This is a genomic window from Wocania ichthyoenteri Th78, from assembly GCF_000789235.1.
GTDB classification, from domain to species: Bacteria; Bacteroidota; Bacteroidia; order Flavobacteriales; family Flavobacteriaceae; genus Wocania_A; species Wocania_A ichthyoenteri.
The window spans coordinates 1191879-1217286 of the sequence record NZ_KN525716.1 but is presented as its reverse complement, the minus strand read 5'-3'; the positions used below and the strand labels follow the sequence as shown (position 1 = coordinate 1217286).

The 25408-nt window shown below is 32.7% G+C and carries 22 protein-coding genes and 1 tRNA gene; 16 read left to right on the top strand and 7 right to left on the bottom strand.

From position 1 onward, the window contains the following. Positions 1 to 107 precede the first annotated feature (107 nt). The 4 genes from RG22_RS05300 to surE form a co-directional block, all read right to left on the bottom strand. Positions 108 to 608: a C40 family peptidase gene (locus tag RG22_RS05300; RefSeq protein ID WP_034041439.1), complete on the bottom strand. Its 501-nt coding sequence runs from the start codon at positions 606 to 608 to the stop codon at positions 108 to 110. A gap of 7 nt (positions 609 to 615) precedes the next feature. Continuing rightward, positions 616 to 1731, bottom strand: coding sequence for a lipid-A-disaccharide synthase (gene lpxB, locus RG22_RS05295; protein ID WP_034041436.1), 1116 nt, complete (start codon positions 1729 to 1731; stop codon positions 616 to 618). A gap of 128 nt (positions 1732 to 1859) precedes the next feature. Then, complete coding sequence (locus tag RG22_RS05290) at positions 1860 to 2144, bottom strand: hypothetical protein (RefSeq protein ID WP_034041433.1); 285 nt, start codon at positions 2142 to 2144, stop codon at positions 1860 to 1862. Further along, entirely contained in the window at positions 2137 to 2913 is a 777-nt protein-coding gene (surE, locus tag RG22_RS05285) for a 5'/3'-nucleotidase SurE (RefSeq protein WP_034041431.1), read from the bottom strand. Before surE ends, RG22_RS05290 begins: the two co-directional genes overlap by 8 nt. 197 nt (positions 2914 to 3110) lie before the next feature. Here surE and RG22_RS05280 point away from each other — a divergent pair, with 197 nt between their 5' ends. Beyond that, positions 3111 to 5246 carry a carboxy terminal-processing peptidase gene (locus RG22_RS05280; protein WP_034045763.1) on the top strand — a complete coding sequence of 712 codons (2136 nt, stop codon included), beginning with the start codon at positions 3111 to 3113 and terminating at the stop codon, positions 5244 to 5246. 99 nt (positions 5247 to 5345) lie between these two features. Here RG22_RS05280 and yihA read toward each other — a convergent pair whose 3' ends face one another. Together yihA and RG22_RS05270 are read right to left on the bottom strand one after the other, a co-directional pair. Next, entirely contained in the window at positions 5346 to 5957 is a 612-nt protein-coding gene (gene yihA, locus RG22_RS05275) for a ribosome biogenesis GTP-binding protein YihA/YsxC (RefSeq protein ID WP_034041428.1), read from the bottom strand. 73 nt (positions 5958 to 6030) lie between these two features. Then, on the bottom strand, positions 6031 to 6795 hold the full coding sequence (locus tag RG22_RS05270; protein ID WP_034041425.1) for an alpha/beta fold hydrolase: 765 nt from the start codon (positions 6793 to 6795) through the stop codon (positions 6031 to 6033). A gap of 296 nt (positions 6796 to 7091) precedes the next feature. On the opposite strand from RG22_RS05270, the gene mraZ reads away from it, so the two are divergent. The 15 genes from mraZ (at position 7092) to RG22_RS05195 (ending at position 23554) form a co-directional block, all read left to right on the top strand. Then, entirely contained in the window at positions 7092 to 7562 is a 471-nt protein-coding gene (gene mraZ, locus RG22_RS05265) for a division/cell wall cluster transcriptional repressor MraZ (RefSeq protein ID WP_034041423.1), read from the top strand. After that, on the top strand, positions 7543 to 8445 hold the full coding sequence (rsmH, locus tag RG22_RS05260) for a 16S rRNA (cytosine(1402)-N(4))-methyltransferase RsmH (RefSeq protein ID WP_244462163.1): 903 nt from the start codon (positions 7543 to 7545) through the stop codon (positions 8443 to 8445). Before mraZ ends, rsmH begins: the two co-directional genes overlap by 20 nt. A 7-nt stretch (positions 8446 to 8452) precedes the next feature. Then, on the top strand, positions 8453 to 8770 hold the full coding sequence (locus tag RG22_RS05255; RefSeq protein ID WP_034041417.1) for an FtsL-like putative cell division protein: 318 nt from the start codon (positions 8453 to 8455) through the stop codon (positions 8768 to 8770). 64 nt (positions 8771 to 8834) lie between these two features. Further along, the gene (locus tag RG22_RS05250) at positions 8835 to 10796 is read left to right on the top strand and encodes a penicillin-binding protein (protein ID WP_052143642.1); all 1962 of its coding nucleotides are present in this window, start codon (positions 8835 to 8837) and stop codon (positions 10794 to 10796) included. Further along, a complete protein-coding gene (locus tag RG22_RS05245; RefSeq protein WP_034041410.1) occupies positions 10793 to 12256 on the top strand; it encodes a UDP-N-acetylmuramoyl-L-alanyl-D-glutamate--2,6-diaminopimelate ligase in 1464 nt (487 codons plus the stop codon). The genes RG22_RS05250 and RG22_RS05245 overlap by 4 nt, the downstream gene beginning before the upstream one ends. 91 nt (positions 12257 to 12347) lie before the next feature. Continuing rightward, positions 12348 to 13589 carry a phospho-N-acetylmuramoyl-pentapeptide-transferase gene (gene mraY / locus RG22_RS05240; RefSeq protein ID WP_034041407.1) on the top strand — a complete coding sequence of 414 codons (1242 nt, stop codon included), beginning with the start codon at positions 12348 to 12350 and terminating at the stop codon, positions 13587 to 13589. 74 nt (positions 13590 to 13663) lie between these two features. Then, positions 13664 to 15001 (top strand): UDP-N-acetylmuramoyl-L-alanine--D-glutamate ligase, encoded by a 1338-nt coding sequence (gene murD / locus RG22_RS05235; protein ID WP_034041405.1) that lies wholly within the window; start codon positions 13664 to 13666, stop codon positions 14999 to 15001. Between the two features lie 8 nt (positions 15002 to 15009). Then, on the top strand, positions 15010 to 16203 hold the full coding sequence (locus tag RG22_RS05230; protein ID WP_034041403.1) for an FtsW/RodA/SpoVE family cell cycle protein: 1194 nt from the start codon (positions 15010 to 15012) through the stop codon (positions 16201 to 16203). Between the two features lie 67 nt (positions 16204 to 16270). Then, a complete protein-coding gene (gene murG / locus RG22_RS05225; RefSeq protein WP_034041401.1) occupies positions 16271 to 17374 on the top strand; it encodes an undecaprenyldiphospho-muramoylpentapeptide beta-N-acetylglucosaminyltransferase in 1104 nt (367 codons plus the stop codon). After that, a complete protein-coding gene (gene murC / locus RG22_RS05220; protein ID WP_034041399.1) occupies positions 17375 to 18727 on the top strand; it encodes a UDP-N-acetylmuramate--L-alanine ligase in 1353 nt (450 codons plus the stop codon). A gap of 16 nt (positions 18728 to 18743) precedes the next feature. Beyond that, positions 18744 to 19433: a cell division protein FtsQ/DivIB gene (locus RG22_RS05215; protein ID WP_338062072.1), complete on the top strand. Its 690-nt coding sequence runs from the start codon at positions 18744 to 18746 to the stop codon at positions 19431 to 19433. Positions 19434 to 19530: 97 nt separating this feature from the next. After that, complete coding sequence (gene ftsA / locus RG22_RS05210; protein WP_034041397.1) at positions 19531 to 20841, top strand: cell division protein FtsA; 1311 nt, start codon at positions 19531 to 19533, stop codon at positions 20839 to 20841. Positions 20842 to 20897: 56 nt separating this feature from the next. Beyond that, on the top strand, positions 20898 to 22880 hold the full coding sequence (gene ftsZ / locus RG22_RS05205) for a cell division protein FtsZ (RefSeq protein WP_034041395.1): 1983 nt from the start codon (positions 20898 to 20900) through the stop codon (positions 22878 to 22880). Between the two features lie 137 nt (positions 22881 to 23017). After that, positions 23018 to 23467 (top strand): GatB/YqeY domain-containing protein, encoded by a 450-nt coding sequence (locus RG22_RS05200; protein ID WP_034041393.1) that lies wholly within the window; start codon positions 23018 to 23020, stop codon positions 23465 to 23467. A gap of 13 nt (positions 23468 to 23480) precedes the next feature. Next, positions 23481 to 23554: transfer RNA gene (locus RG22_RS05195), tRNA-Arg, on the top strand. Between the two features lie 65 nt (positions 23555 to 23619). Here the strand turns inward: RG22_RS05195 and RG22_RS05190 are convergent. Next, positions 23620 to 25269 (bottom strand): sodium/sugar symporter, encoded by a 1650-nt coding sequence (locus tag RG22_RS05190; protein ID WP_034041391.1) that lies wholly within the window; start codon positions 25267 to 25269, stop codon positions 23620 to 23622. Positions 25270 to 25408 lie beyond the last annotated feature (139 nt).

Genomic DNA, 25408 nt, shown 5'->3' with positions numbered 1-25408 from the left:
TTACTAAAAAAACTATAAAACCAAATGATTTTTTGGCGTTACTACTGTTTGTTAATTAGTTAAAAACAGTCTAGGTTCTAAAAACGTAGCGGTCTAAAATCTTTTTTCTAAAGAACACGTCTTGCTTGAACAAAAGCAAAATACCAATAACGTTCAGATAACTCTGAGGTTATAACACCATTGCTAGTTGTTGCATGTATAAACTTTACTCGACCCACTTGCGAGGATGTTACAATGCCAACATGATTCACTTTCCGACTGTTTTTTTTGGTTGCAAAAAAGAGCAAATCTCCTTTTTTAACTTCTTTTAAGTCTATCCAATTTCCAGTAATAGCTAAGTCTTTTGTGGTTCTGGGAAGCGGAATAGCTTGACTTTTAAAAGATGTGTAAATTAAGCCAGAGCAATCCATTCCTTTTTTTGTAGTGCCACCATATTTATAACGTACACCTTCAAATTTTTTGGCGTAATCAATAATATTATCAGCTTTAAAAAGTGGTTTTGCATCTGATTTTTCAACAACAACTTTGTGCTTTTTATTTACAGATTTCGAAGATTTACAGCTGCTAAAACTAGTAATTAATATAAGTATAAAAAGAAGCTTCTTCATAATTAAACTAAGCTTGTAAAGATTTGTAAATTAATTTAGCAGTTTTTTCGCTTGCGCCTTTACCTCCTAGTTTTTTTTCTAAATCGTAATAATCTAAAAATAATTGCTTTCTTTTTTCAGAATTGAGTATTAATTCTAACTCTTTCTTCAATCTTTTTTTATTAAAATCGTTTTGAATAAGCTCCGTAACAACTTCTCTATTCATGATTAAGTTAACCAAAGAAATAAATTTTAAAGTAATAATACGTTTTGCTATTTGATACGAAATGTTACTGCCTTTGTAGCAAACCACTTGTGGTACTTTAAAGAGAGCGGTTTCAAGTGTTGCTGTTCCAGAAGTGACTAATGCCGCTGAAGAAACACTTAATAAATCATAAGTTTTATTATCGATAAAACTTATATCTGATTTTTTAATAAAGGTTTTGTAAAATTCAAAATCTTGACTTGGCGCACCCGCAATAACAAATTGGTAGTCCGGAAAATCGTCAACCAAACTCAACATTACAGAGAGCATTTTGGTAATTTCTTGTTTTCGACTACCAGGTAAAAGTGCAATAATAGGTTTGTCGTTTAATAGGTGGGTTTTTCTAAATTCAAATTCGTTAACTTGATTTCTATCAGCAATGGCATCAATTAACGGATGTCCAACAAAAGTAACATCGTAATCAAATTTATCTTTATAAAAGTCTTTTTCAAAAGGAAGGATAACATACATCGCATCAACATCTCTTTTAATGGCATGCACTCGATTAGCTCTTGATGCCCAAACTTGTGGAGAAACGTAGTAATTGGTTTTAAAACCTTTTTGTTTTGCCCATTTTGCAATGCGTAAATTAAAACCAGAATTATCTATAAAAATAATAGCATCTGGATTAAAAGCTTCAATATCTTTTTCACAAAATGATATGTCTTTAAAAATTTTGTTGAGGTTCATAATCACTTCAATAAAACCCATAAAGGCGCGCTCTTTGTAATGCTTTACTAAAGTACCGCTAACGTTTTGCATAAGGTCTCCTCCCCAAAACCTAAAATTAGCATTGGCATCTTCTTTTTGCAATGCTTTCATTAAGTTAGAGGCATGTAAATCACCCGATGCTTCGCCAGCAATAATGTAATACTTCATTTTCTTGTTGTCAGGTCGAGCGCAGTCGAGACCTATCAATTAATGCGCAAAACCTCTCGAAAACTGCGTTCGTATCCTCAATCAAAATATATTTTGATTTCGATAATGCTCGAGGGGATAAAATAATATTAAAAGAGTTTAAAAACAAAAGTAAAAACAGCAATAAAAACAGTTATTAATAAAACACCACGTGCTCGATAATCTTGTTTTTTTCTTATAAAGATAAAAAACGCTGCCAGATTTAAAATAGCACCTAAGCTTATTAATTTACCCAAAAAGCCTTCAGAAGCTGCATTTTTTATTACGGTAGTAAAATCGTCTCTACCGCCTAAGAATGTCGCCGCTAAAATAAGGCCGATGGCGTTTGCAATCAATCCTACAAACATGCCTATAAAGATATCTTTTCTAATCATTTAAATTCCAATTGTTTAATGTTTTTATATGTTTGTGCGCCGTTAAATCGAATTGTGTTGGGACAACAGAAACATAATTGTTTTCTAGTGCCCATTCGTCGGTGTCTTCTCCACCATCTAAATTTACAAATTTTCCGGAAAGCCAGTAATAATCTCTTCCTTGAGGATTTTGTCGTTTATCAAAAGCTTCAACCCAATTCGCTTTAGCTTGTCGGCAAATCTTTATACCTTTGATCTTTTCTTTTGAAATATTTGGGATGTTAACATTTAAAACCACATCATTTGGTATGCCGTGTTTTAAAGCGTTTTCGGTAATGGTTTTTACAAACGGTTTGCAAGCTTCAAAATTAGCTTTCCAATTGTAATCTAATAGCGAAAATCCAATGGCTGGAATACCTTCAATACCTGCCTCAATTGCAGCACTCATAGTGCCTGAGTAAATCACATTTATTGATGAGTTTGAACCATGATTAATACCAGAAACACATAAATCGGGTGTTCTGTCTAATATTTCTCTAATACCTAATTTCACACAATCAGCAGGAGTTCCAGAGCAGCAATATTCTAATTGTGGTTCATTATTGTCGCTAATTTGCCATACGTATAACGTTGAGTTTATAGTAATGGCGTGTCCCATGCCGCTTTGCGGGCTATCTGGAGCAACCACCACAACATCTCCAATAGTGTTCATAACCTCTATTAGGGTTCTAATACCTGGCGCATTTATACCATCGTCGTTAGTAACTAAAATTAATGGTTTTTTTGTCATATTATGTTTATAAAAACATCGCTAAAATACATAATTTAGATAGTAAACACTTAATTTCTTCGCTTTAACAAAAAATTAGTAGCATTTGCCTTTATTGGCATGGTTTTTTCTTTATTTTAGTAGAAAATAATTATCAAATTTGTTTGATGATGACTATTTTAAATAGCTAAGAAAAAGATAAATACATGAAAAATATTATGAAGAGGAATTATAAAGTATTGTTATTAACAGTTTTGCTAGCTTTTGCATCGTGTAGTTTTACTGCTAAAACATTTGACGATTCAGATAAAGATAAAATGTTAATTCATATTATTAAAAGTGTTTTAGAACAACTTCATTTTGATCCTATAGCAATGGACGATGCTTTTTCAGCAGAATTATTCTCAGATTATATAGAAACTATCGATCCTTTAAAACGCTATTTCTACGAATCAGATTATAAAGACTTCGAAAAGTATAAATTAACTATTGACGATCAGATACAAATCTCAGACATTACGTTTTTTAATGTGACGCACGAACGCATGATAAAGCGTATTCAAGAAGCTAAATCATTATATAAAGAAGTATTATCAAAACCTTTTGATTACACTAAAGATGAAGTCTTTGATACCAATTCTGATAACATCGCTTACGCTAAAAATAGAAAAGAATTAAAAGAACGTTGGAGACAACAACTTAAGTTTTCAACACTTACTAATTACGATGATATTTATACACAGGAAAAACAAGCTAAAGAAAAAGACCCGTCTTATGTAATGAAGACCGAAAAAGAAATTGAAAAAGAAGCTCGTGAAGCTATGTTAAAATCGCTAGACATATACTTTAATGATAATATTGATGATTTAAAACGAGAAGACTATTTTGCTGTTTATGTTAATGCTATTGTAGAAGAGTTTGATCCGCACACATATTACTTGGCACCTCGCAGTAAAGAAGTTTTCGACCAACGTATGTCTGGTAAATTAGAAGGCATTGGAGCGGGGCTTCAAAAACGTATGGATTATATTAAAATTACTTATTTAGTTTCTGGTGGTCCAGCATGGCGAGGTAAAGAACTAGAGATAGATGATGTTATTTTAAAGGTAAAACAAGAAAATGAAGAAGTGCCAATTAGTATTGTTGGTATGCGTATAGATGATGCTATTAAATTAATAAAAGGCCCAAAAGGAACTAAAGTAACTTTAACTATTAAAAAAATAGATGGTACGATTAAAGATGTTACCATTACAAGAGATATTGTAGAATTAGGTGAAACTTATGCAAAAGCATCAATGGTAGAAAAGAATAATAAGAAGTTTGGCGTTATTAATTTGCCTTCATTTTATTTAGATTTTAATGATTATAAGAAACTAAATGCTGCAGCAGATGTAAAGAAAGAGATTGAACGCTTAAAGGCTGAAGGCATGGAAGGATTAGTGCTTGATTTACGTAATAATGGTGGTGGTTCGTTACCAGCAGTTGTAGATATGGCTGGTTTATTCATAAAAGATGGGCCAATTGTTCAAGTACGCTCAACTGGTAAACCAAAAGAAGTTTTAAAAGATAAAGACAAATCTATTGCTTGGGACGGGCCATTAGTTATTCTTGTTAACGAAATATCTGCATCTGCATCAGAAATTATGGCTGCAGCCATGCAAGATTATAAACGTGCTATTATTATTGGTAGTAAGCAGACTTATGGCAAGGGGACAGTTCAGAATGTGATGAATTTAAATAATATAGTTAGAAATAATACGGCTGGAGACCTAGGGGCATTGGCATTAACTACACAAAAATACTATAGAATCAATGGCGGCTCGGTACAATTAGAAGGCGTGAAGAGTGATGTTAAAGTACCTGGGCGATTTAGTTATATAGATGTGGGCGAAAAAGATAAAGACAACCCATTGCCATGGGATGAAATTGATGCTGCTGATTATGCGGTTTGGGATAGTTATTTTGATTACGATAAAACCATTAATAAAAGCAAAGAAAGAATGAGTAATAATGAGCAATTAAAGCTTATTGATGAAAATGCTAAATGGGTAAAAAGTAAAATAGATGAAACCTTAGTGCCGCTAAATTATGAAAAGTATAAAGCAGTAAATGATATGAATGAGTTAGAGTCCAAACGTTTTGATGCCATTTCAAACTATAAAACAAACTTAACGTTTACATCTCACACTTATGAAAAAAAACTTTTTGAAAGTGACACGACCGATTTAAAAGAAAAAAGAGAAAGATGGCACCAAAGCTTAAGTAAAGATGTATATATTGAAGAAGCTTTAAATGTGCTTGAAGATTTAAAAATGTCTTACGCTATTAAAAAAGTAGCAACTATAAAAGATTAAGCTTATATAATGTAGTGTTAAAACAGTTAACGCTCTAAAAGTTGTTTTTAAGCTTTTGGAGCATTTTTTGATTTGTAAGTAGTCTAGGCAAAAAGAAAATTAGCTTGAAGATAAATCCATATTGCCATTTAAACCATCAATATAATCTAATACATCATCTTTCCCAATATCTTTAGATGATGAGGTTATAAAGTAATTTGGTATATCTTCCCAGGTTTCTAAAAGCACATTTTTATAAGCTTCAACATAATTTTCAATGGCTTTAGGTTTAAGTTTATCAGCTTTAGTAAAAATGATTGAAAATGGTATGCCGTTTTCGCCTAACCACTGCATGAATTCTAAATCAATAGGTTGTGGTTTGTGTCTAATATCTACAAGGACAAAAGCAGTAACTAATTGCTCGCGTAAAGCAAAATATTGCGTTATAAATTTCTGAAAAACCTTTTTCGCACTTTTTGAAACACGTGCATAACCATAGCCAGGTAAATCTACTAAATGCCAGTTTTTATTAATTAAAAAATGATTAATAAGCTGTGTTTTTCCTGGTCTCCCAGAGGTTTTTGCTAAGCTTTTTCGGCTGGTTAACATATTAATTAGCGACGATTTTCCAACATTGCTCCTACCAATAAAGGCATATTCTGGTAGCATGCTCTTTGGGCATTTTGTAACATCAGAATTGCTCAATACAAATTCTGCAGATTTGATATGCATAATTATTTTTGTTGTTCCTATGAAGTTAGGAATCTTATTAATTAAACTTAGTTTTTGTAATAAAATTAAAAATTCAAAGCCCTCTTTTCGTTAACCAAGCATTAAGAATTTGGTTAAACTCATTAGGGTGTTCCATCATAGCTGCGTGTCCACATTTATCAATCCAAAACAACTCTGAATCTGGTAAAAGTTCATTAAATTCTTCGGCAACTTCAGGAGGTGTAACATTGTCGTTTTTTCCCCAAATAATACACGTCGGTGTTTGCATTTTTGGTAAATCCTTAGCCATATTATGCCTAATCGCACTTTTTGCTATGGCTAATGTTTTTATAAGCTTATTACGATCGTTTACTGTTTCGTAAACCTCGTCAACGATTTCTTTAGTAGCAACTGCAGGGTCGTAAAACACATCCTGAGCTTTCTTTTTTATCACTTCGTAATCGCTTCGTTTTGTATATCCGCCTCCCATAGCACTTTCGTAAAGCCCAGAGCTACCAGTAATTATTAAAGCCTTTACTTTTTCCGGGAATAATTTTGTGTGGTATAAGCCTATATGACCACCAAGAGAGTTGCCTAATAAAATTACATCATCAAAACCTTTAAACTCAATAAAATCATGCAAATATTTAGCAAAATTTTTCACGTTGGTTTTAAGCAAAGACATATTATAGATTGGTAATTCTGGAATAATAACTTTATATCCTTTTTCGCTAAAAAAATTTGTTACAGAATCAAAATTGCTTAAACCACCCATTAAACCATGTAAAACAATAATGGGCTTGCCTTCTCCTACTTCAATATAGCTATAATTTTTCTCTTTTTTTAAACGATGCGTCATTAACTAGTCAGTCTTTTTTCGTTAAAAACAAATATAGTTATTTCATTCATATTTCAATCATTTTAATTAAAGCTCATGAGTAATTGTTTTCAAATTAAGATGTTAACAAAGTGTTTGCATAAATGAATTTTATCTAATTGACTGATATTAAGTGATTAAAAAGCTTTTCATCATTTAATATCTATTTAAAAACGCATTTAATCGAAAAATTATTAACAAAGTGTAGTAAAGTGGTAAAATGTGGTAAAATTTTCGATATATTTGAAACTTAAACTCAAAAACGAATATAAATCGCTTTGAACTCATTAATAGGAACATACGATTGTAAAGTAGATGCTAAAGGTAGGCTTATGATGCCTTCTGGCATGAAAAAACAATTAGCCTCTGTTTTAGAAGATGGGTTTGTGTTAAGGCGTTCGGTTTTTCAACCGTGTTTAGAGTTGTACCCCATGAGTGAGTGGCAAACGGTGATGGAAAAGGTGAATAAGCTTAATAGGTTTAAAAAAAAGAATAACGATTTTATTCGTCGATTTAATGCGGGAGCAAGAATGGTTGATATTGATGGTAGTGGACGATTGTTAATTCCGAAAGATCTTATTGGTTTTGCGGGGATTTCTAAAAACATAGTGATTTCTCCAGCAGTAAATATTATTGAAATCTGGGATAAAGATAAGTACGAACAAGCTATAGATGATGCTGCAATAGATTTTGCTGATTTAGCAGAAGAAGTTATGGGACAAGACGATGATGACCATGGAATATCATAATCCAGTTTTGTTAAAGGAAACGGTTGATGGTTTAAATATCAAGGAAGATGGTGTTTATGTAGATGTAACCTTTGGTGGTGGTGGGCACAGTAAAGAAATATTAAATCGACTTGGTGAAAACGGTAAATTATTTGCTTTTGATCAGGATTTAGATGCTCTTGAAAACGTGATTGATGATGACAGATTTACTTTAATACATGAAAATTTTAGATATGTAAAACGTTTTTTAAGATTTCATGGCGTAAAACAAGTTGATGGTGTTTTAGCAGATTTTGGAGTGTCATCACATCAATTTGATGTTGCCGAGCGTGGTTTTTCAACACGCTTTGATGCGGATTTAGATATGAGAATGAATCAAAAAAATGACTTATCAGCATTTCATGTGGTTAATGAATATGAAGAAGAACAATTAAAACAAGTGTTTTTGCAGTATGGTGAATTAAGGGCTGCTCCAGCAATGGCAAGATTAATTGTTGAACACAGAGAAACCGAAAAAATTAAAACAAGCGAACAGTTAAAAAAAGTATTAAAAAAGTTTTTGCCACCAAGACATGAAAATAAAGTGTTGGCTCAAATTTATCAAGCCATTAGAATTGAGGTAAATCAAGAAATTGAAGCATTAAAGGAGTTTCTGCAGCAAACACCAGAAATATTAAAAGCAGGAGGTCGTTTAAGTTTTATATCCTATCACTCTTTAGAGGATAGGTTGGTAAAGCGTTTTATAAGAAACGGACTTTTTGAAGGTGAGCCAGAACGCGATATGTTTGGGAATTTTGAAGTGCCGTTAAAAAAAGTGAATGGTTTAATTGTTCCGTCAAAAGAAGAGATAAAAATAAATAATAGAGCAAGAAGCGCAAAACTTCGCATTGCTGAAAAAATATAATAACAGATTGAAAAAAAGCATCTACAGTATATTAAAAGGAACATTTTTAGTGAGCGACGATTCATTTAAAAATTGGCGCATGATTCTTTTTATCTCTGGATTAGCTATAGTAATGATTGCGAGTTCGCATAGTGCCGATAAAAAAGTATATGAAATTGCACGATTAAAAAATGAAGTAAACGAAATGCGTTCGGCATTTATTGATGGCAGATCAAAATTGATGCGACTCAAAATGGAGTCGGCAGTAGTTGTTAAAATGAAAGAAAAAGGATTATTGCCATCGGTAATTCCACCAAAAAAAATAAAAATAAAATCCCAAAAATAAAAAGTAAACCTTGGCAGTAAACGAGAAAGGCATATTAAACCGATTGTATTTTATAGCAGGATGTATGTTCATCTTCGGCGCTGCTGTGGTGTTTAAATTGGTGAGTATTCAGTTTCTGCAAGGCGATAAATATAAAGCTATGGCAAGCGAGCGTATTGTTAAAGATGTAATAATTCCAGCGAATCGAGGTAATGTGTATTCGGCTAACGGGAATTTATTAGCAACATCGATTCCTAAATACGATATTAGAATAGATGCTATTACGCCAACTTCAAAAACATTCGAAAAACATTTAAAAGCTTTAAGTGATTCGCTTTCAAAATACTCAGGAAAATCTTCAAACTATTATCAAAAGGAAATCAGAAAAGCCAGAGCAAATAAAAATAGATATTATTTGTTGGCTAGAAATATTGGGTATTCAGATTATATAAGAATTCGAAATTTTCCATTATTAAACCTAGGTGCTTTTAAAGGCGGACTGATTGTAGAGCAAACTACAAAACGCGAACACCCCATGGGTGAGATTGCCAGAAGAACAATAGGTTACGACCGAACTGATGATAAAGGTTATGTAACCCGCCCAGGAATTGATGGTGCCTATGGTATTCAATATTTAAGAGGGACTGATGGGAAAAGAAAAAAACAACAAATTGGAAAAGGGCAATGGAAACCTTTGAGTGATGCTAATGAAATTGAGCCTAAAGATGGTTACGATGTCTATACAACCATAGATGTAAATATTCAAGATATAGCACATCATGCGCTTTTGGAGCAGTTAGAAAAATATAAAGCAGACCACGGTTGTGTTGTGGTTATGGAAACGAAAACTGGCGAAGTAAAAGCTATTGCAAATTTAGGTAGAAATTCTAATGGATATTACTATGAAAGGAGGAATTATGCGGTTTGGGAATCTCATGAACCTGGTTCGACATTTAAGTTAATGGCAATTACGGCTGCTCTTGAAGATAAGGTAATTGATACGAGTGATGTAGTAGATACTGAGAAAGGCATATTAACGTTCTATGGGAAAAAAGTAAGAGACTCAAAGTATGGGGGTTACGGTAAAATATCAATCTCTGAAGCTTTTGAAGTGTCATCAAATACAGGAATAGTAAAAGCTATCGATCAGGCTTATGGAAAAAATCCTAGCAAGTTTGTGGATAGACTTTATGCTATGAGTTTAAATGAAAAATTAGGATTACAAATTATTGGTGAGTCAAGTCCGATTATTCCAGATCCTAGAATTAAAAATAAGCGTTGGAGTGGTATTGCATTACAATGGATGGCTTATGGTTACGGTGTGTCGTTTACACCTTTACAAACCCTAACATTTTATAATGCAATTGCTAATGACGGCAAAATGGTAAAGCCACAATTTTTAAAAGAGGTTAAGGAATTTGATAGAGTTGTTGAACCTTATAAAGTAGAGGTGATAAACAAACAAGTTTGCTCGAAAGAAACTGTTGCTAAAGTGCAGCAATTATTAAAGAATGTTGTTGAGAAAAAGCACGGAACAGGGCATAGGTTGTATTCTGAAAATTTCTCGATGGCAGGTAAAACAGGAACATGTCAAAAAGATTATCGAGACAAAGAAAAGCTAAATTATATTTCATCTTTCGCTGGATATTTTCCAGCTGATAATCCTAAATATTCCTGCATTGTTGTAATACACGAACCTGATAAAAGTGTTGGCTATTATGGTGCTGATGTATCTGGTCCAGTATTTAAAAAAATTGCTCAAAAAATATTTACAGATACGCCGATTATTGATGAGGTAGAATCTTTAGAAGTTAAAAGTGCATCAACAGAAAAAGAATACGAGAGTTATTATAAAACAGCCCAAACTTATAAAACCATCATGCCAAATGTAGTTGGTTTACCTGCTATGGATGCTCTAGCATTGTTGGAAAATATGGATGTAGATATAAAGGTAACGCTTAGGGGAAGTGGTATTGTAAAAGAGCAATCTATCGATAAGAATATAAAACTAAAAAATAACCAAACGATAGTTTTAAAAGCATCATGAACAGATTAAAAGACATATTGTACAAAGTAACCATCAATGCTGTTGTTGGGAGTACGAGTGTGTCTATAAATGATATTCATTTCGATTCGAGAAGTATTACAAACGCTGACTTATTTGTTGCTATAAAAGGCAATATAGCTGATGGTCATAAATTTATTGATGTCGCTATAAAGAATGGAGCAACTGCCATTGTTTGCGAAACATTGCCAGAAAAATTAGCAGATGGTGTTACTTACATTGAGGTTGATAATTCCAACAAAGCATTGGCGTTTATGGCATCAAATTTTTATGATGCACCTTCGGAAAACTTAAAACTTGTTGGTGTTACAGGTACAAACGGAAAAACCACAATCGCAAGTCTATTGTATCAATTGTTTAAAAAAGCAGGTTACAAAGTTGGTTTACTTTCAACCGTAAAAATATTAGTCGATAATAAAGCATACAAAGCAACGCACACTACTCCAGATTCTTTAACTATAAATAAGTATTTAAAGGAGATGAATGATGTGGGTGTCGAGTTTTGTTTTATGGAAGTTAGTTCTCATGGCATACATCAAAACAGAATTGAGGGATTACGTTTTGAAGGCGGTATTTTTACTAACCTATCTCACGATCATTTAGATTATCACAACACGTTTGCAGAATACCGCGATGTGAAAAAAGTGTTTTTTGATAGTCTCTCATCAAAAGCATTTGCACTTGTAAACACCGATGATAAAAACGGATTGATAATGCTGCAAAATACAAAGGCAAAAAAATATGCGTATGCTTTAAAAGGATATGCCGATTATAAGGCACAAATTTTAGAAAATCAATTTAGTGGTTTATTGCTTAAAGTAAATGATAGTGAAGTTTGGACAAGACTTATAGGAAATTTCAATGCCTATAATGTGTTAGCAATTTATGCTACTGCGGAATTATTAGGTTTGGAAAAAGTTGAAATTTTAAGGTTGATTAGTGGGTTGGAAAGTGTGAGCGGAAGGTTTCAATACATTATTTCTGATGAAAAAATAACAGCTATTGTTGATTATGCGCATACACCAGATGCTTTAAAAAATGTACTAGAAACCATTAATAGTATTCGTACTAAAAACGAAGAATTAATAACGGTTGTGGGTTGTGGTGGAGATAGAGATAAAACCAAACGCCCAAAAATGGGGCGCATTGCATCAGCATTAAGTACTAAAGTGATTTTTACTAGCGATAATCCGCGAAGCGAAAAACCTGAGGCTATTCTTGAAGATATTGAAAAAGGTGTTGAGCCTCAAAATTTTAAAAAAATAGTAACTATAGCTGATAGAAAACAAGCTATTAAAACAGCATGTCAGTTAGCGCAGTCTAACGATATTATTTTAATAGCTGGAAAAGGACATGAAACGTATCAAGAAATTAAAGGCGAGCGTTTTGACTTTGATGATTATAAAATAGTGCAAGAATTTTTAAAACAATTACAGAAATAGATAGATGTCACACTGAGCGCAGTCGAAGTGTAATTGAAGTGTCTCAAATAAATAATAAATAATAAAAAATAAGCAATAAAAAATAATATAAATGCTGTATTACCTATTTGAACATTTAGAAAAACAATTCCAATTTCCAGGAGCTACACTTTTCGGATTCTTAACGTTCCGTGCAGCTTTAGCTATGATTTTATCGTTATTAATTTCAACTATTTATGGGAAAAGAATAATTCGTTTTCTTCAGAAAAAACAAATGGGAGAAACCATTAGAGACTTAGGTTTAGAAGGGCAAAAAGAAAAAGCTGGTACACCAACTATGGGAGGCATTATAATTATTCTTGCTACTTTAATTCCAGTATTGTTACTCGCTAAATTAGAAAATATTTACATCATTTTATTAATTGTAACAACCCTCTGGATGGGTGTTATTGGTTTTATAGATGATTACTTAAAGAAGTTTAAAAACGATAAAGAAGGCTTAAAAGGACGTTTTAAAATTTTGGGTCAAGTAGGTTTAGGAATCATTGTTGGAGCAACTTTGTTTTTTCATCAAGATGTAACGATGAAAGAGAAGTTACCTATTGAAGAACAACGTATTCTGTTAGCTAAAAATCCAAATATAGAAGCTTCAAAGCTATTTCAAGACGAAATAAAATCAACCAAAACAACAATTCCTTTTGTAAAGGGTAATGAGTTTGATTATGCAAAATTAATTACTTGGATTAGTCCAAACTTAGAAGAATATGCGTGGATTATTTTCATCTTGGTTTCCATTTTTATCATAACAGCTGTATCAAATGGTGCAAACCTTACTGATGGGATTGATGGTTTAGCAGCAGGAACATCTGCAATTATAGTGCTCACTTTAGGCATTTTTGCATGGGTTTCTGGTAACATCATTTTTTCAGAATATCTCAATATTATGTACATACCACGAGTAGAAGAAATTACTATCTATATCGCAGCATTTGTTGGTGCACTTATTGGTTTTTTGTGGTACAACACATATCCCGCTCAAGTATTTATGGGAGATACAGGGAGTTTAACTATTGGAGGAATTATAGCAGTAATTGCTATTGCGGTTCGTAAAGAATGGCTAATTCCTGTGTTGTGTGGTGTTTTTTTAGCCGAAAATTTATCAGTAGTAATGCAGGTAGGTTGGTTTAAGTATACAAAGAAGAAGTATGGAGAAGGACGCCGTATTTTTAAAATGTCGCCATTGCATCATCACTATCAAAAATCAGGGTATCATGAAAGTAAAATAGTAACACGATTTTGGATTGTTGGAATATTACTAGCAATTCTGTCAATAGTAACATTGAAAATACGGTAACAAATTTGTTATTCCTGCGTGCCACACTGAGCGTAGTCGAAGTGAAAGTGGGAATCTTATGAAATGAAAACGAAATGACAAAACAAAGATTAGTCATATTGGGCGGAGGAGAAAGTGGTGTTGGAACAGCGCTTTTAGGAAAAGAAATAGGATATCAAGTTTTTGTTTCAGATAAAGGAAAAATAAAAGAAAAATATAAACAAGTTCTTATACATAATGAGATTGAATGGGAAGATGAAAAGCATTCTGAGGATAAAATTCTAAATGCAAACATCGTAATGAAAAGCCCAGGAATTCCAGATAAAGTGCCTTTGGTGAAACAAATTCATGAAAAGGGAATTACTGTGGTTTCAGAAATTGAATTTGCATCAAAATTCACCAAAGCTACCATTGTAGGAATTACAGGAAGTAATGGTAAAACAACAACGGCAACGTTAACGTATCATATTTTAAAACAAGAGTTGAATGTGGGGTTAGCAGGAAATATAGGTGACAGTTTTGCGAAACAGGTTTTAGAAGGTGATTTTCAAAATTACGTGCTCGAAATTAGTAGTTTTCAGTTAGATAATATTATTGATTTTAAACCAAAAATAGCTGTTATTACTAATATTACGCCAGATCATTTAGATAGATATAATTATCAATTTGAAAATTATGTCGCTTCTAAATTTAGAATAGCCATGAATCAAACAAAAGATGATTATTTGATTTATGATGCCGATGATGAAGTGATTACTAATCATTTAAAAAATAACTCAGTTCAATCCACGTTATTGCCGTTTTCATTAACTAAAACTATAGAAAATGGTGCGTATTTAGACAAAGAAGAAATTATTATAACAATAGATAACAACCAAATAATTATGCCAACAACAAATCTAGCATTAGAGGGAAAACACAATATTAAAAATGCGATGGCTGCTTCAACAGTCGCTCATTTATTAAAAATTAGAAAACAAACCATTCGCGAAAGTTTAGAAAACTTTCAGGGTGTCGAGCACCGTTTAGAGCACGTATTAAAAATTAATAAAGTACAATACATAAACGACTCAAAAGCTACCAATGTTAACGCGACGTATTATGCTCTTGAGAGTATGGATGCACCAACAGTTTGGATTGTTGGTGGAGTAGATAAAGGGAATAATTATGAAGAACTTTTTCAGTTTGTAAACGAAAAAGTAAAAGCAATTATTTGTTTAGGCGTCGATAATGAAAAACTGATGAACACGTTTAGTGGAATGGTAGATGTTATAATTGAAACGCAATTTATGAGCGAAGCTGTAAAAATAGCTTATAAGGTAGCCGAAGCAGGAGACAGTGTATTGTTATCACCAGCATGTGCAAGTTTCGATTTGTTTGAAAATTATGAAGACAGAGGTCGTCAATTTAAAAATTCAGTAAGGAATTTATAAAAAAATAAGTGCAGACATTATTTAAAAACATAAAGGGAGATCGTTTAATTTGGGCAATAGTTGCGTTGTTGGCAATACTATCATTCTTGCCTGTTTATAGTGCTGCAAGTAATTTAGCGTATAGAGGAGGAAATAGTAACACTTTTGCATTTTTTGTTAAGCACTTTATGCATTTGTTTTTAGGGTTTGCCATAATGTATGGCGTGCATAAAATTCCATACAGATATTTTAAGGGTTTGTCTTTAATAATGATTCCTATAATACTGGTTTTGTTAGGGGTTACTATGCTGCAAGGAACAACCATTGAAGGAGCAAATGCAAGCAGGTGGATTCAAATACCAATTGTAGGCATGTCGTTTCAAACATCAACATTAGCATCGGTTGTACTTATGGTTTATGTAGCGCGATATATGTCTAAAATAAAAGATAAATCAGTAACTTTTAAAGAATCCATATTACCACTTTGGATTCCTGTTTTTCTTATTTTAGTGCTTATCCTTCCGGCTAATTTTTCAACAGCAGCTATAATGTTTTTAATGGTTGTCATGTTGGTTTTTTTAGGTGGATATCCAATTCGGTATTTAGCAGTTATTATAGGTTCTGGTATTTTAGTTTTGGTATTGTTTGTGTTGGTGGCTAAAGCATTTCCTGATGCTATGCCTAATAGAATTGATACTTGGATGAGTAGGATTGAGAGTTTTTCTGATTCTGAAGATACTGTAGCTGACTATCAAATTGAAAAAGCAAAAATAGCCATAGCTTCAGGCGGTGTTCAAGGTGTTGGTCCTGGAAAAAGTATTCAAAAAAATTTTTTACCACAGTCGTCATCCGATTTTATTTTTGCCATAATTATTGAAGAATATGGATTATTAGGAGGTTTTATGATCATGATTTTATACATGTGGCTGTTGTTTAGAATTATTATAGCAGCGCAAAAATCGGATACCATTTTCGGTAAGCTTTTAGTGCTTGGTGTAGGTTTGCCTATTGTATTTCAAGCCTTAATTAATATGGCAGTTGCAGTAGAGTTATTTCCTGTTACTGGGCAAACTTTACCACTAATTAGTAGTGGTGGTACATCTATTTGGATGACGTGTTTAGCCATAGGAATTATACTGAGTGTAAGTGCTAAACGAGAAGAAATAAAAGAACAAGAAATCAATGAAGATAATCCGTTAGAAATTCTAAGCGAAGCATTATAAGTTTAAGGACTTCTTTGGAATTTGGATTTTAAATATTGGAATTTTAAGAATAAACATTCGTGAATTAGTGGCAAAAAAAGAAACATACAAAATTATTCTTTCCGGTGGAGGAACAGGAGGTCATATTTATCCTGCTATTGCCATTGCAAACGAAATAAAGTCTCGTTTTCCAGATGCTGAGTTTTTATTTGTTGGCGCAAAGGATAGAATGGAAATGGAAAAAGTGCCACAAGCAGAATATGATATCAAAGGATTATGGATTTCTGGAATTCAGCGAAAAATTACTCTAAAAAATTTAATATTTCCATTTAAAGTGATTAGTAGTCTTTGGAAAGCGCGAAAAATTATTAAGTCTTTTAAGCCAAACATAGCCATTGGTACAGGTGGTTTTGCAAGCGGGCCATTATTGTATGCGGCAGCTTCAAATAAGATTCCAAGTTTAATACAAGAACAAAATTCGTATCCAGGAATTACTAATAAATTATTAGCAAAAAAGGTAAATAAAATATGTGTAGCTTATGATGGTTTAGAGCGTTTTTTTCCTAAAGACAAACTCATTAAAACAGGAAATCCCGTACGTCAAGACTTGCTGGATATTGAAACTAAAACGGTTGAGGCTAAAAATCATTTCAATTTAAAACACGGAAAATATACGCTTTTAGTTATTGGCGGCAGCTTGGGTTCAAGACGAATAAATGAATTAATAGAAAAGGAGTTGGATTTTTTTGATACTCAGAATGTGCAAATAATTTGGCAATGCGGTAAGTTATATTATCAACAATATAAAATTTATGGAAATACAAAAAATGTGCAGGTCTATGAGTTTTTAAACAATATGGATTTTGCTTATGCAGCAGCAGATGTGGTGATTTCAAGAGCAGGAGCCATTTCGGTATCAGAATTATGTATTGTAGGCAAGCCTGTAATATTTATTCCGTCGCCAAACGTCGCAGAAGATCATCAAACAAAAAATGCCATGGCAGTAGTTAACAATAATGCGGCATTATTAATTAAAGAAGAAGATTTAGATGCCGATTTCGAGAATAAGTTTTCGCAGTTAATTGCTTCCGCGGAAAAACAAAAAGAACTGGGAGATAATATAAAAAAATTAGCGTTAGTTAATGCAACAAAAGAAATAGTAGACGAAGTAGAAAAATTACTTAAAAAGTAAATGAATTTAAACAGCATACATAACATCTATTTTATTGGTATTGGCGGTATTGGCATGAGTGCTTTGGCGCGCTACTTTCACGCTAATAATAAATATATTGCTGGTTATGATAAAACACAAACGATAATAACGGATGCGTTGATGGCTTTAAATATTCAAATTCATTTTGATGATGCAGTTGAAAAAATTGATACTAAATTTTTAAATACTGAAAATACTTTGGTGGTTTACACACCAGCAGTGCCAAAGAATCATACCGAATTAAATTATTTTAAAACGCATGGTTTTAAGGTTTTAAAACGGTCAGAAGTGTTAGGGTCAATAACCGAAAATACTTTTTGTTTAGCTGTTGCAGGCACGCACGGAAAAACTACAACAACCAGTATTTTAGGTCATTTAATGTATGAATGCGGTGTTGAGCTAACAGCTTTTTTAGGCGGCATTAGCGAGAATTATAATTCTAATTTAATATTAAAAGGAACAGAGGTTTCTGTTGTTGAAGCTGATGAATTTGATAGATCATTCTTAACACTGTCGCCAGATTTAGCATGTATTACCTCTATGGATGCAGATCATTTAGATATTTATGGAGAAGCTTCAGAATTAATAAATTCATTTGAAGAATTTTCAAAACGAATAAAACCTAACGGGAAATTATTTATAAAAAACGGATTACCATTAAAAGGAATCACTTATGGTATTGAAGATGATTCTGATTATACAATTCAAAATATAAAAATAGAAAATGGTACTTATGTTTTTGATGTAAAAACACCAAAAACAGTGCTTGAAAATTTACAATTTAACCTACCTGGGAGACATAATTTGTCGAATGCATTAATAGCCTTGGCGATGGCTGTAGAATATGGTTGCCCAAACCAACAGCTCGCCAAAGCTTTAGCATCTTATAAAGGGGTTAAGCGCCGATTTACATATCATATAAAAACTGAGGATTTAGTTTTTATAGATGATTATGCACATCATCCAGAAGAAATAAATGCGGTATATCAAGCGGTTCGAGAAATGTATCCAAACAAAAAAGTGTTGGCTATTTTTCAACCCCATTTATATTCGAGAACTCGTGATTTTATAGACGATTTTGCAAAAAGCTTATCGCAGTTTGATGAGGTTGTATTATTAGATATTTACCCAGCAAGAGAATTACCAATTGAGGGTGTAACGTCCAATTGGTTATTAGCTAAAATAAATAATAAAAATAAGCAGTTAGTTAGTAAAACAGAATTACTAAAAACCATACATAAAAGCGATGCGCAAATTATATTAACAATTGGTGCTGGTGATATTGGAGAGGAAGTGAGACACATTAAAAAAGAATTAAGTATTGCGAGTTAATTGGAGTTATATAAAAATGATATTTCTGCTAGGTTTAGTGGTTTTTTTGTTTGCTTTTTCATTACATAGAAATGAGCAAAGAATATTAACAAAACCTCATGTGAAATTTATTGGCGATAACAATCTTTTTATTACAAATGAAACTGTTAGTAAATTGTTAATACAAAATTATAGAGGGGTTAAAAATGTAACTAAAGAAACTTTAGTTTTGAATGAATTAGAGAATGCCCTAAAATCTAATCCCATGATAAAATCTGCAGAAGTGTATGTTGCTGTTAATGGTAGGCTTAACGCCGAGATTGAACAGAAAACACCTATTGCAAGAGTCAGTACAAATGCGTCTTATTATATTGATGATGAAGGTTTTTATATGCCGCTATCAAATAATTATTCAGCTAGAGTACCTTTAGTTACTGGTTATGTTGAAAAAAACAACTTAAAAAATGTCTATAAAGTAGCAAGTAAAGTTAGTCAAGATGGTTTTTTAAAAAAGAATGTTATCGAAATTCATCAAAGTGCTAATAAAAAAATATACTTAAAACTAAGGCAGTGTAAGTTTTTAGTTCAATTAGGTGATGTTAATTTTTTAAATAAGAAAATTAGTAACCTAAAAGCGTTTTATCAAAAAAATCAAAAAGAAAAGACGCTTAATAATTATAGCAAAGTCAATTTGCAATTTGAAAACCAAGTAGTGTGTAGTAAATAAATTGAATAAGTTATCACTAAATATTTAATGAAAAGGGCATTAAAAAACTGTGAAAGTATTGAAGGTTAAACCTCAATTATTGAGCAAAACGTAAACCATGGAGCATAATTTAGCAGTAGGATTAGATATAGGAACCACAAAGATTGTGGCTATGATTGGTCGTAAAAACGAGTACGGCAAAGTCGAGATTTTGGGCATTGGCAAGTCTAAAAGTTTAGGTGTGCACCGCGGTGTTGTAAACAATATTACGCAAACTATCCAATCTATTCAGCAGGCTGTTCAAGAAGCCGAAGTTGCAGCCGATATGAAAATTATGGGTGTTACGGTAGGTATTGCGGGACAACATATACGCAGCCTCCAACATAGTGATTACATAACCAGATCAAATTCAGAAACGGTTATTGATGATAATGATATTGATAGACTTATAAATCAAGTACATAAATTAGTAATGCTTCCCGGTGAAGAAATCATTCACGTATTACCACAAGAATATAAAGTTGATGGGCAAGCCGAAATAAAAGAACCAATTGGGATGTATGGTGGACGGTTAGAAGCTAATTTTCATGTCGTTGTAGGGCAAGTATCATCTATCAGAAATATAGGGCGTTGTGTACAAAGTGCAGGCTTAAATTTAGAAGGCATCACTTTAGAACCTTTAGCATCAGCAAATGCGGTACTAAGTCAAGAAGAAAAAGAAGCAGGAGTAGCGTTGATAGATATAGGTGGCGGAACAACAGATTTAGCCATTTTTAGAGATGGCATCATTCGTCATACCGCAGTAATCCCATTTGGTGGAAATGTAATTACTGAAGATATTAAAGAAGGCTGCTCAATCATTGAAAAGCAAGCGGAGTTATTAAAAATAAAATTTGGTTCAGCATGGCCAGGGGAAAATAAAGATAACGAGATTGTTTCCATTCCTGGGTTACGTGGCAGAGAACCAAAAGAAATTACTCTAAAAAATCTGTCTAAAATAATTCATGCCCGAGTAGTAGAAATTGTTGAGCAGGTTTATGTTGAGATTAAAAATTACGGTCACGAAGAGCAAAAAAAGAAACTCATTGCAGGTATTGTTTTAACAGGTGGTGGGAGTCAATTAAAACATTTAAAGCAGTTAGTAGAATATATAACAGGAATGGATACCAGAATTGGGTACCCGAATGAGCATTTAGCTGGCGATAGTGATGAAGATATTACCAGCCCGTTGTACGCCACTGCAGTTGGTTTGGTTTTAGATGGTTTAAAGCGTCAAGAACGAAAACAAATTGAGCAGCAGCATCAGAAAGAGATTGAAAAGGTAGAAAATCCTGAAGAAGAAATAAAAGAAAAGCCAGTTAAAGAACGGCGTTCGTTCTTAGACAAATTAACAGAGCGTGTTAAAGATTTTTTAGATAACGCAGAGTAGTGAATCCATTGAATTAAAAAAATATAAAAGTATAAAACCCCAGTAAAACAGAATTTATGAGCAGCAAAACAGAATTCGAAAGCATTGCATTTGATTTACCAAAGAATCAGTCAAATGTCATTAAAGTTATTGGTGTTGGCGGTGGTGGCAGTAATGCCATTAACCACATGTTCCAACAAGGCATAAAAGGAGTCGATTTTTACATCTGTAATACAGATGCACAAGCACTTCAAAATAGTGGCGTTCCAAATAAAATCCAATTAGGTGTTAATTTAACCGAAGGATTAGGTGCAGGAGCTAATCCAGATATAGGTGAGCAGTCTGCTGTTGAGAGTTTCGATGATATTTCAACAATGCTCGATACCAATACAAAAATGGTTTTTATAACTGCTGGAATGGGGGGTGGGACAGGAACTGGTGCTGCTCCAATAATTGCTAAAATGGCTAAAGATTTAGATATTTTAACAGTTGGTATTGTAACAATGCCTTTCGCTTTCGAGGGAAAAATGCGTATAGAACAATCTCAAAAGGGTATCGAAAAATTAAGAGATGTTGTAGATTCTTTAATTGTAATCAATAATAACAAACTTCGAGAGGTTTATGGAAACCTTGGTTTTAAAGCTGGTTTTTCTAAAGCTGACGAGGTGCTTTCTACCGCTGCTCGTGGTATAGCCGAAGTTATTACTCATCACTACACACAAAATATCGATTTACGAGATGCTAAAACAGTATTAAGTAATAGTGGAACGGCAATTATGGGTTCTGCTTTAGCTTCAGGTCAAAATCGTGCTCAAGATGCCATACGTAAAGCTTTAGATTCACCTTTGTTAAACGACAATAAAATTACTGGTGCTAAAAATGTGTTATTGTTAATTGTTTCTGGCTCGCATGAAATAACAATTGATGAAATAGGAGAAATTAATGATCATATTCAAACAGAAGCAGGTCATGGCGCTAATATTATCATGGGTGTTGGTGAAGATGAAGCGCTAGAAGAATCTATTGCGGTTACCATTATTGCGACAGGATTTAATATAGAACAGCAAGACGAAATTTCTAATACCGAAACCAAAAAAGTGGTGCATTCGTTAAGTGAAGAGGAAGACATAAGCTTAAAAGCAAAAGAACCTGTTATTATTGAGCCTGTAGTAGAATTAGAAGTAAAAAAAGAAACGCCAATTGTTAGGCATACTTTAGATTTAGAAGAAGAGCCTGTTAAGCAACCTAAAAAAGAAGTTGTAAAAGAAGATACTGTTGATGTGTTTTCAAAAGACATCAATTTAATATCAACATCAGAAATCATTAAAAATATTGATGTCATTTATAATGAAGTTAAAGCAAATAATACTGAAGAAGAAGATTTTATAATTAAACCAGTTACAAGAATGTCTGATGATATTGAAGATATGACAGATGTTGAGGTCATTTCAGATTATATTGAAGAAGAACAGCAAATCACATTAACTTTCGATTTACCACTGTCTTCAGATTATGAGGAAGATACGAATAAAGAAGATACTATTTCTTATGAATTAAATGCAGAAACAAAGGATATTCCTGTTAAAGATTATGTTGAGCTTATAACGGTAAATGAAACGAATGAAAAAGGCGATATACGCTATGCTCTAGATGATTATATTGAAGTAGAATCTGCAATGAATAAAAAAGTATCAGAATCTAACGAAGTTATAGAAGAAATTGATGAAGAAATTGTTTTCGAAAAGAAAGTTTTGCATCAAGAAACTAACGAGGAAGCTGCGATTGAAGAAGTAGACCCTATGGATAGTCCAATTTCTGAATTATTGAAAGAACGTGCAGATGAGCGCAGACGTAAAATGAAAGAATTTAATTATAAATTCAATAACGCAAAGATTGATGATATTGAAAAAGTACCAGCTTACAAACGTCAAGGTGTAAATTTAGAGGAAGCAAAACATTCCTCTGAGACGGATATGTCTAGAACAAGCATTGGTTTAGATGATAATGACGATATTCAATTACGAAATAATAATTCTTTTTTGCATGATAATGTAGATTAAAGTTATATACATTGAACTTACTTATTTATGCGCCCGAAAAGTCCCTCAGCTTTTCGGGTTTATCTTTTAATTATTTTTTATCATTTCTATAAAGGCAGGAATCTATTTTTTATCTTCGCATTTCAAATAAAAACCTCATGAGTTTACAACAAAATATAATGTCGGCTTTAAAAAACGCCATGAAAGCTAAAGATCAAACAGCTTTAACAGCTTTACGTGCGGTTAAATCTGCTATTTTATTAGCTCAAACAGAAAGCGGAGCAAAAGAAGAGTTAACTGAAGAACAAGAACTTAAAATACTTCAAAAACAAGTAAAACAGCGTAGAGATAGTGCTTCAATTTATTTAGAACAAGGGCGTGAAGATTTGGCAACGCCAGAATTAGCTGAAGCTGATGTGATAGCTCAGTTTTTGCCAGAAGCCTTAAGTGAAGAGGAAATTGAAAAAGTTGTTGTAATGACTATTGATTCGATAGGAGCTGAAGGGATGAAAGATATGGGTAAGGTTATGGGTTTGGTTAATAAAGAGCTAGCAGGACAAGCCGATGGAAAAACTATTTCTAATATAGTAAGACAAAAATTATCTTAATAATAAATATAACGGCTGCGTAGTTCAACTGGATAGAATATCAGATTTCGGCTCTGAGGGTTGGGGGTTCGAATCCCTTCGCGGTCACAAATAAAAGCAAAAAGCCTTGTGAATTTTCACAAGGCTTTTTGTTTTAATATAAGCTTCATTATTTACCAAAATAAAGCATACAAAACCGTTAGAATTATCATGATTGCAAAAGCCCCAATATTAAACAAAGGCGAAGTTTTAAACAATTGCTTCGTAATAGGTATGCCTTTTTCGTCATCTGCACCTTTATGCTGTAAATAACTAAATATTCCTATAACTAACATAGTTAAAAGTAAAGTATAGCCCATTTGATCCATAAAAGGGACATCTACAAAGAAAGAAGATGTCGACCATCCTTTGGGCGCTACTTTAAAATACATAGCAATTGGAATGGAAGCTAACGCTCCAATAATAGCTGCTTTGTTAGTAGTTTTCTTCCAGAATAAACCTAATAAAAATACAGCTAATATACCTGGGCTAACTACACCTGTATATTCTTGTATAAACTGAAATGCTTGTCCTAAATTTCCTAAAAGTGGTGCTATTATACATGCAATTACTAAAGCAACAAAAGCAGAGATTCTTCCAGTATTTACTGTAGCTTTATCACTAGCTGTTTTATTAACATATTGCTTGTATATATCCATTGTAAAGATAGTAGATGTCGAATTCAACATAGATGCTAAAGAAGATACTATTGCAGCAGCTAATGCAGCAAATGCTAACCCTTTAAGTCCAGTTGGTAAGAATTGTAATAACCAAGGATAAGCTTTGTCTGCTTGTTCTAAAGATGGTAGATTTCTAGAAGCTGCATCTCCTAATCTTGTCATAATTTCTGCATCATTAATCATCACATAAGCAGCAATTCCTGGAATAACTACAATTAAAGGAATTATTAATTTTAATACAGCAGCAAATAAAATTCCTTTTTGTGCTTCTTTTAAAGATTTAGCAGCTAGTGTTCTTTGAATAATATATTGGTTGAAACCCCAATAGTATAAGTTAGCTACCCACATGCCACCAACAAGAACACCAATTCCTGGTAAGTTTTTATATTCAGGATTAGATTTGTCAAGAATCATTTCAAAACGTTCTGGTACTTCCTCAAAAACAGTAGTTAGTCCGGCAATAAACCCATCGCCTCCAGAGACTGTATTTAGTGCTAAGTAAGTGGTTACTAAACCTCCTAATACTAGGAAAATAACTTGTATTACATCTGTCCATGCCACAGCAGATAAACCTCCATATAATGAATAAGCTGCCGCAAATAATGCTAATCCTATAACACCGTATATTAGCGGTATTCCTAAAATAGTATTTAATGCTAAAGAGCCTAAGTATAAAACTGTAGTTAAATTTACAAACACATAAAGTGCAATCCAAAATACTGCTAGAATGGTTTTTAAGTTGGTAGAATAACGTTTTTCAACAAATTCTGGAATTGTATAAAGCCCTTTTTCAATAAAAATAGGCAAGAAATATTTACCGACTATAATTAGAGTAATTGCAGCCATCCATTCGTAAGAAGCTATTGCTAGCCCTGAAGCAAAACCAGAACCAGACATTCCTATAAATTGTTCTGCTGAAATATTTGCTGCAATTAATGATGCACCAATAGCCCACCAAGGAAGGGATTTACTAGCTAAGAAATAATCTTCGGCGTTTTTCTGATGACCTTTTTTGTCTCTAGATACCCATAATCCTACTCCCAAAATTAAAATAGCATATGCAATAAATACTACATAATCCCACGTATCAAATCCTGCTGTCATAATAAAATTGTTGGTTTAGTTTGTGATAAGGTATCAAATATAGATATTTAATTTTAAAGAAATATGGTTTTTAATAAATAAAATCAAACTAGTACGGTCTAGTAGTTTTTGTTAATAAAAATGATACATTTGTAACTTA